We start from the raw sequence: 8,175 nt of genomic DNA, 5'->3' as shown, positions 1-8,175 counted from the left end.
AGCCGCAACCATGTCGTCGCCATCGTAGCGATGACCAGGGCGACCGTCACCAGCAGAACCGACTGCAACGAGATCAGCCCGACTGCATCGACCGGCGACCGCTCGGAAATCCATCCCGATATTGCGATCATGGCCGTCAGTCCCTTGCCCATCATGTAGAGGAAAGGTCCGTCGAAGCCGAAAGGCATTGCCAGAGCGCTGAGGACGGCCAGGAACATGACGACCGTGACGATTGGCATGACCGCCAGATTGGCGAACAGGCTAAGCGGCGATACGCGCTGGAAGTGCCAGATGGCGAAGAGCGCGGTGGCGCTGCCGGCAATGATGGAGGTCATTGCGATGGTACCTGTCCCAGCGGCGAGTTTTCGCGTGACGAAAGCGACCGGCGACCGTCGCTGTGGCGGCGCCGTGGCCCTGTCGGCACGATAGTCGGACCAGCCGGCATAGGCGCCCACGAGAGCAGCAGTCGCGGCGAAGGACATCTGGAAGCTTGGGCCGACCACCTCGTGCGGCGACACGACGATGACGGCGATGGCAGAAATCGTCAGATTGCGCATGGTAAGTGCCGCTCGGTCGAACAGCACGGCGACAAGCATTACCGCCAGCATGATGAAGCTGCGTTCAGCCGCGACCACGATACCGGAAAAAATGAGATAGGCAGCGATGGAAAGGAGTGCGGCAGCAGCCGCATATTTCTTGACCGGCCGGCGTGACGAAAAATCGGGAAACAGCGCAAAGGCGCCGCGCAGCAATCCCATAATCGTGCCGGCGACAAGCGCCATGTGCAGGCCGGAAATCGAGATGATGTGGTAGATGCCGGTGCGCCGCATCGATTCGTTTATCTCTTCGGGAATGCCGGCACGCACGCCGATGATCAGTGCGGCGGCAATCTCCCCCTCGGCGCCACCAATGCTGTCCCTGATATGGTCGGCAATGTTTTCGCGCGCCTTTTCGATCCAGGAAGAAAGGCGCGCGGCGAACGGCACATCCTCGGAAACGACGATCTTCGGATCGCCGAGGAAAAAGCCACTGGCACCGATACCGGCGAAATAGCTGTCAAAGGAGAAGTCATAACTGTCCGGCCTAACCGGGCCAGTCGGAGGCAAAAGCCGCACATAACCGGTTGCCACCGAGCCTGCAGTCATCTCAGCGGGAATTTTGCGTGCCGAAACCCTGACGCGTCCCGGTGCATAACGCAGTGTCGGCCGGGCGGTCGACATCACGTCGATGGTCAGCCTGATCCGGCCGTTCGCCATCTGATCGAGCCTAACGACACGGCCGGTGAGCTGGGTCTGGATTTCCGAACCGAGCATCCGCGTTCCCGCGCGCCAGGTCTCAACCTTGGCGGCGAGAACACCGAGTGCGCACAGCAACGCTGCCATGAAGCACAGATGCGTCTTGCGCCATGAGCGGGTGACAGCCGCACACAATGCCGTGAGGACCACGACGGCAATGGGCTGCGGAAAGTCCGGTTCGACGGTAAGCGAAAAATAGACAATCACCCCGCACGCCAGAAAAACCGGCACCAGCAGGAAGGCGACGCCGCGGTCGAGTTCCAGGCCGGCTGCCGAGGCCACGCTGTTGCGGATACCGGACGGTGAAAGATGGCTGAGCTGTCGGCGGAAACGAATGACGGGCCCCGGTTGTGGAGCCGGTATTGGCGCGGAGCGCTCCGGCGAAAGAGGCTGGGTGGCCGGGTGCGATGCAGGCAGCAAAGCGGGTAGCGGCTCGGCGTGAGGAACGTCGGCAAACAGCGATCGTTCGCTGACGCTTGTGATCGCGCCCTCGCTCTCGTCCACGTCCCGGCCTGGTCCAGCCATCGGGTCTGCCCCTTGCGCCCTTGACCTCCTATGCTACATGAACGCGCGACGCGCGAAAGTCCGCGCAACCACATCCGTTTCCTGCGCTTGCCTGAGAGCTCCATGTCCGACAAGGTCGTCACCCGTTTTGCCCCCTCGCCCACCGGCTTCCTGCATATTGGCGGGGCGCGCACGGCGCTGTTCAACTGGCTGTATGCGAAACACACTAGCGGCAAGATGCTGCTGCGCATCGAGGACACCGATCGCGAGCGTTCGACCGATGCGGCAACCGCTGCCATTCTCGATGGGCTCGCCTGGCTCGGCCTCACCTGGGACGGCGAGCCGGTATCGCAGCTCGAGCGCGCGCCGCGCCACCGCGCGGTCGCCGAGGAGCTGGTGCGGCTCGGCAAAGCCTATTACTGCTATGCGACGCCGGCCGAGCTGGAGGCGATGCGCGAGAGCGCGCGTGCCAAGGGGCTGCCTCCTCGCTATGACGGCCGCTGGCGCGACCGCGACCCGTCGGAGGCGCCGGCCGGCGCCAAGGGCGCGATCCGCATCAAGGCGCCGGCCGGCGGCGAGACGGTGGTGCATGACCGCGTGCAGGGCGAAGTCCGCTTCCCCAACAAGGATCTCGACGATTTCATCATCCTGCGCTCGGACGGCAATCCGACCTATATGCATGCCGTCGTCGTCGACGACCATGACATGGGCATCACCCACATCATCCGCGGCGACGACCATCTGACCAATGCCGCCCGCCAGATGGTGATCTATCGAGCCATGGACTGGGACGTGCCGTCGATGTCGCATATCCCGCTGATCCATGGCGCCGACGGCGCCAAGCTGTCGAAGCGGCACGGTGCCCTAGGCGTCGAAGCCTATCGTGCCATGGGCTACCTGCCTGAGGCACTGCTCAACTACCTGGCGCGCCTTGGCTGGAGCCACGGCGACGACGAGGTCATGTCGATCGCCGACATGATTGCTTGGTTCGACATCGGCGACGTCAACAAGGGGGCCGCCCGCTTCGACTTCGCCAAGCTCGAGGCGCTGAACGGCGTGCATATGCGCCGCATGAACGACGCCGAATTGCTCGATATCTTCATCTCCACTTTGCCCTATCTGGAAGTCGGCCCGGCGATGGCAGCGCGCCTCGACGACACGCGCAAGGCGCAGTTGCTCGCCGCCCTGCCCGGCTTAAAGGAGCGGGCCAAGACACTGGTCGAGCTGGCCGACGGTGCCGCCTTCCTGTTTGTCGAGCGGCCGCTTCGGATCGACGAGAAGGCGGCGGCGCTGCTCGGCGGTGATGCGCGCGAGATCCTGCGGGGTGCTCATGCGGCGCTGAAGGCGATTTCAGGCGACTGGACGGCCGAAGCAGCGGAGGCTGCGATCCGGGAATATGCGGTGGCCGGCGGCCATAAGCTCGGCGCTGTGGCCCAACCCTTGCGCGCCGCGCTCACCGGCAAAAGCACCTCGCCGGGCGTGTTCGACGTGCTTGCCGTGCTTGGCCGCGAGGAAAGCCTGGCGCGCGTCGCGGATCAAATCGATTAGCAAAACTGGCCCAAGAAGATTGGCATTGAAAGGTGGGTTTCGCAGTGCAACATTAGATCTTGGCCCAATTTGGCACGCAAATCCAATTGCGGGCGCAAACGCGCGAACTCCGGTGCTTTCGACGTGTTGCGTTGCAGATATTTCGCCTTTGCCGGCACTGAGAAAACCTAAAGGAGTTTGCAATGTCCGAAGCTGCGACAAAAATGGAATTTGGCGGCAAAACCCACGCGTCGACTGCGAAACTTGAATTCGGCGGCAAAACTCACGAGCTCAAGGTGCGAAGCGGCTCGGTCGGACCGGACGTCATCGATATCGGCTCGCTTTACAGCACCACCGGGGCGTTCACTTATGATCCCGGCTTCACTTCGACGGCAAGCTGCGAGTCGGAAATCACCTTCATCGATGGCGATGCCGGCATCCTTTTGCATCGCGGCTATCCGATCGACCAGTTGGCCGAGCATGGCGACTTCCTCGAAGTCTGCTACCTCTTGCTCTACGGCGAATTGCCGACCAAGGCGCAGAAGGACGATTTCGACTACCGGGTGACGCGCCACACCATGGTGCACGAGCAGATGTCGCGCTTCTTCACCGGCTTTCGCCGCGACGCGCACCCGATGGCGGTGATGTGCGGCGTTGTCGGCGCGCTGTCAGCCTTCTATCACGATTCCACCGACATCTCGGACCCCTACCAGCGCATGGTCGCGTCGATGCGGCTGATCGCCAAGATGCCGACGATCGCGGCGATGGCTTATAAGTACCACATCGGCCAGCCCTTCATTTACCCGAAGAACGAGCTGAATTTCGCGGCCAACTTCCTACATATGTGCTTTGCAGTGCCGTGTGAGGAATACAAGATCAATCCGGTGCTGGCGCGTGCGATGGAGCGCATCTTCATCCTGCATGCCGATCACGAGCAGAACGCCTCGACCTCGACCGTTCGCCTCGCCGGCTCGTCGGGCGCCAACCCGTTTGCCTGCATCGCCGCCGGCATCGCCTGCCTGTGGGGACCGGCTCATGGCGGCGCCAACGAGGCGGCCTTGAACATGCTGGGCGAGATCGGCCATGTCGACCACATCCCGGAATTCATCGCCCGCGCCAAGGACAAGAACGATCCGTTCCGGTTGATGGGCTTTGGCCACCGCGTCTACAAGAACTACGATCCGCGCGCCAAGATCATGCAGAAGACCGCACATGAGGTTTTGGGCGAACTCGGCATCAAAGATGATCCGCTGCTCGACATCGCCATGGAACTGGAAAAGATCGCGCTGACCGACTCCTATTTCATCGAGAAGAAGCTTTATCCGAACGTCGATTTCTATTCCGGCATCACGCTGAAGGCGCTGGGCTTCCCCACCACCATGTTCACCGTGCTGTTCGCGGTCGCCCGTACCGTCGGCTGGATCGCGCAGTGGAAGGAGATGATCGAGGATCCGCACCAGAAGATCGGTCGCCCGCGCCAGCTCTATACAGGTGCGCCGGAACGCGACTACGTGCCGATTGCTAAACGGTGAATAGAAGAAGTGAGTAGTAAGTAGTAAATAGGAATTCTAGACGTCGAGCGGTGCTCTGCTATCTTCACTACTCACTACTCACCCTTTGAATGTATCTCATCACGACCCCCGCAGCGATATCGCCGGAAGGTTTGTCAACGGCCATGCGTCTGGCCACCTCGGCAAAACCGTCCTTCTGCCATGCACGATAGGGGGTGTCGGAAAAAAGCGCCTCCAACTGCCGCGCCAGATAGTGCGGCCGCACATATTCGTTGTAGCTTTCCGGCACGATCGGGCGATCGGCGATGAGATTGGGCAAGGCGGCGCTCCATACGGTGATCAGGCGCTGGGCAATCCGCATGACCGGATCGAGCCGGTAGCAGGAGATCATCGGCACGCCCGACAGCGCCAGTTCCAGCGACACCGTTCCCGATGCGATCAGCGCTGCATCGGCCTTGCCGAAGGCCTGCCATTTGCGTTCGGTATCGAGGATGATCTCCGGCTTCTCGTCCCAGCTTGCCACCGAAGCCCTGACTAGGTCGGCGACATGCGGCACCGTCGGCAACAGCAGGCGCAAGCGGTGTCCGCGTGCGCGGAGGATCGAGATCGTCTTGCCAAACGGGCCAACTAGCCGTCGCACCTCACCGCGACGCGAGCCGGGCAGCACAAGCAGTGTCTTCACACGATCCTCGGGCAGGTCGCGCGGCAGGCTTTGCGCCTTGGCAGCGCCGAGCACGCCCGGATCGTGCGTAAGGCGATGGCCGACATAGGTGCCGGGCGGACCGCCGAGGCGGGCGAGCTCCTTCACCTCGAAAGGCAGGATGCAGAGGATATGATCGACATACGGTTTCATCGCTTCCGCCCTGCCCGGCCGCCACGCCCAGACGCTCGGGCAGACATAGTGGATGATCGGGATTGCCGTATCGGCGGCACGCACCTTCTTCGCCACGCGCAGCGAAAAATCCGGGCTGTCGATGGTGATGAGGCAGTCGGGCTTTTCACCGGCGACCGCGTCGGCCGTCTGGCTGATCCGTCGCATCAGGCGCGGCAGGTCGCGCAGGATGGCGCTCAGGCCCATCAGCGCGATCTCGCCGCCGTCGAAGAGCGGCGTGAGGCCGAGCGCCTGCAAATGCCGGCCGCCGATGCCGACGAGCCGGACCTCGCGGCCAGTCGCGCGCTTGAGCGACGCTACGATGTCGGCGCCAAGCAGGTCGCCGGATTCCTCGCCGGCGACGATGGCGATCTTCAGCGGTTTCTTAGTCGCCATGCATCGGCTCCGCAGCAGGCAGGCCGATCACGAACAGGCCGAGCGCATTGGCGCGGGCAACGACGGTAGGGCCTTCCAGAACCAGCGAGCGGCCGGCTTCGATGGCAATGCCGGCAAGTCCGGCGGCATGCGCCGCCTCGACCGTCTGCGGGCCGATGGAGGGCAGGTCGGCGCGCAACTCCTGGCCGGGCTTGGCGCATTTGACCAGGACGCCGCGCGTTCTGCCGGCCAGCCTGCCATGGTCGCGCAACTGCCTTGTTCGATCGAGCAATCCGTCAGTGCCCTCGACGCCCTCCAGCGCGATGGCGCGGCCGCCGATCGCAACAGCCGCCTGGCCGATATCCAGCGCGCCGATGGCCTTTGCCGCCGTATGCGCCGCTTCGATGTCGCGCCAATCGGATTTCCGCGGCATAGCCTTGGTTAGCGCGCCTTCGGCAGCGACCAATTCCGGCACGATCTCATGGGCGCCGACAACGTTGATGCCGCTGCGCTCGATCCTCCGCACGAACAGTTTCAGCACCGTGTCGTCGCCTTGGGTTACACCGACAAGAAGGCTGGGCACCCAGGCGAGCAGGCCGAGATTGAGGCGCATGGCGCTCAGCCGGGGACGGCGCGTGATATGGCCCGCTGTCACCAAATGGGTAACATGATGATTTTTGAGCGTCGGCAGCAGTGAGCCGACATCCTCCAGCCTCAACGTCGCCTGCTCGTAGGCGTCGAAATCGGATATGCGGTCGACCTCGCCCGCCACGATTACCACGAAGGGAGACTTACCTTGCCCACCAAGCGCCCTGGCGACTTCGACCGGCAGACTGCCGCCGCCGGCAATGATGCCGACCTTGGAGTCTGGCGCGAGATCAAGACCCGTCCGAGTGGCCTCAATCTTCGTCATCTGCATCGTCGCCGTCGCCAGCCTTGAGCGACGGGACGGCATAATGCCGCTTGCCGCGACTGGCGATGAAATCGATGATTTTCATGGCGGTCGGTGACGAGGCGAATTCCGCCTTGGCGAACTCGACATTTTCGCCGACGGTTCGGGAGCGATCGAAGATCGTCCTGTAGGCCTTGCGCAGCGTATGGATCTCGGAGCGCGGCAGGCCCGCGCGCTTCAGGCCGATGATGTTGAGTCCGCGAAGGCTGGCGCGATTGCCGACGGCGATGGCGTAGGGAATGACATCCCCGACGATTGCCGAGCAACCGCCGAGAAAGGCGTTGTCGCCGACGCGGACAAACTGATGAACAGCGGTGAGGCCACCGATATAGACGTTGTCGCCGATCTCGCAATGGCCGCCCAGCGTCGCCTGATTGGCGAAGGTGGCATTCTTGCCGACGATGCAGTCATGGGCGATGTGGGCGTAGGCAAGGAAGTTGCCGTTGTCGCCAATCGTCGTCTCGCCGCGGCTGGAATCGGTGCCGAGGTGCATGGTCACGCCTTCGCGGATCGTGCAGTTCTCGCCGATGACCAGCGTGGTGCGGCCGCCCTTGTGCTTGGTGTTCTGCGGCGGCGCGCCCAGTGTCGCCATCGGATACACTTTGGTCGACGCACCGATGATGGTCGCGCCCATCACCGAGACGTGGCTGACCAGTTCGACGCGGTCGCCGATCACCGCGTCGGCGCTGATGTGGCAGAATGGCCCGACGCGGACGCCTTCGCCGATTTTTGCGCCGGCCTCGATGACCGACGATGGATGGATGACTGTCTGGATTTTCATAAGCATTCGATCGTCAGTCGCTCGTAACCATCATCGCCGAGATCTCGGCTTCCGCGGCCTTGACGCCGTCGACCAGAGCCTCGCAGGCGAATTTGAGAAGGTTGCCACGTTTCTTGATTTTCTTCACATGGATCTTCAACTGGTCGCCGGGAACGACCGGTTTACGGAATTTGGCATTGTCGATGGTCAGGAAATAGACCAGCGACGGTTTTTCGGTGCCAAGGCTGCGGATGCAGATGGCGCCGGCCGTCTGCGCCATCGCCTCGACGATCAGCACGCCCGGCATGACCGGCTGATCCGGGAAATGACCCTGGAAATGCGGCTCGTTTATGGTCACGTTCTTGATGCCTATAGCGGAC

The 8,175-nt window shown here is 62.8% G+C and carries 7 protein-coding genes; 2 read left to right on the top strand and 5 right to left on the bottom strand.

The window, feature by feature from the left end:
* On the bottom strand, positions 1-1,820 hold a 1,820-nt coding region (locus EOA86_RS13055; RefSeq protein ID WP_128342027.1), incomplete at its 3' end, for a ComEC/Rec2 family competence protein.
* Between the two features lie 102 nt (positions 1,821-1,922).
* Here EOA86_RS13055 and gltX point away from each other — a divergent pair.
* Both gltX and gltA read left to right on the top strand, forming a co-directional pair.
* Positions 1,923-3,347: a glutamate--tRNA ligase gene (gltX, locus tag EOA86_RS13050; RefSeq protein ID WP_128342025.1), complete on the top strand. Its 1,425-nt coding sequence runs from the start codon at positions 1,923-1,925 to the stop codon at positions 3,345-3,347.
* Between the two features lie 182 nt (positions 3,348-3,529).
* Positions 3,530-4,858, top strand: coding sequence for a citrate synthase (gene gltA, locus EOA86_RS13045; protein WP_065009590.1), 1,329 nt, complete (start codon positions 3,530-3,532; stop codon positions 4,856-4,858).
* Between the two features lie 67 nt (positions 4,859-4,925).
* Here the strand turns inward: gltA and lpxB are convergent, their stop codons facing one another.
* From lpxB to fabZ, 4 genes are all read right to left on the bottom strand, one after another.
* Positions 4,926-6,104 (bottom strand): lipid-A-disaccharide synthase, encoded by a 1,179-nt coding sequence (gene lpxB, locus EOA86_RS13040; RefSeq protein ID WP_128342023.1) that lies wholly within the window; start codon positions 6,102-6,104, stop codon positions 4,926-4,928.
* The gene (gene lpxI / locus EOA86_RS13035) at positions 6,094-6,996 is read right to left on the bottom strand and encodes a UDP-2,3-diacylglucosamine diphosphatase LpxI (RefSeq protein WP_128342022.1); all 903 of its coding nucleotides are present in this window, start codon (positions 6,994-6,996) and stop codon (positions 6,094-6,096) included. Before lpxI ends, lpxB begins: the two co-directional genes overlap by 11 nt.
* Positions 6,983-7,816 carry an acyl-ACP--UDP-N-acetylglucosamine O-acyltransferase gene (gene lpxA / locus EOA86_RS13030; RefSeq protein ID WP_065009648.1) on the bottom strand — a complete coding sequence of 278 codons (834 nt, stop codon included), beginning with the start codon at positions 7,814-7,816 and terminating at the stop codon, positions 6,983-6,985. The genes lpxI and lpxA overlap by 14 nt, the downstream gene beginning before the upstream one ends.
* Before the next feature lie 13 nt (positions 7,817-7,829).
* Positions 7,830-8,175: 3-hydroxyacyl-ACP dehydratase FabZ (gene fabZ, locus EOA86_RS13025; RefSeq protein WP_128342020.1), on the bottom strand; the 346-nt coding region annotated here is incomplete at its 5' end.

The sequence above is a fragment of the Mesorhizobium sp. M5C.F.Ca.IN.020.32.2.1 genome (assembly GCF_004023105.1).
Classification (GTDB): Bacteria; Pseudomonadota; Alphaproteobacteria; order Rhizobiales; family Rhizobiaceae; genus Mesorhizobium; species Mesorhizobium wenxiniae.
This window is presented reverse-complemented; position numbering and strand designations above follow the sequence as displayed.

Coding starts and splice junctions, on each gene's coding strand:
- lpxA (WP_065009648.1), bottom strand. CDS start 7,816: ATGAAAATCCAGACAGTCATCCATCCATCGTCGGTCATCGAGGCCGGC.
- gltA (WP_065009590.1), top strand. CDS start 3,530: ATGTCCGAAGCTGCGACAAAAATGGAATTTGGCGGCAAAACCCACGCG.
- lpxB (WP_128342023.1), bottom strand. CDS start 6,104: ATGGCGACTAAGAAACCGCTGAAGATCGCCATCGTCGCCGGCGAGGAA.
- gltX (WP_128342025.1), top strand. CDS start 1,923: ATGTCCGACAAGGTCGTCACCCGTTTTGCCCCCTCGCCCACCGGCTTC.
- lpxI (WP_128342022.1), bottom strand. CDS start 6,996: ATGACGAAGATTGAGGCCACTCGGACGGGTCTTGATCTCGCGCCAGAC.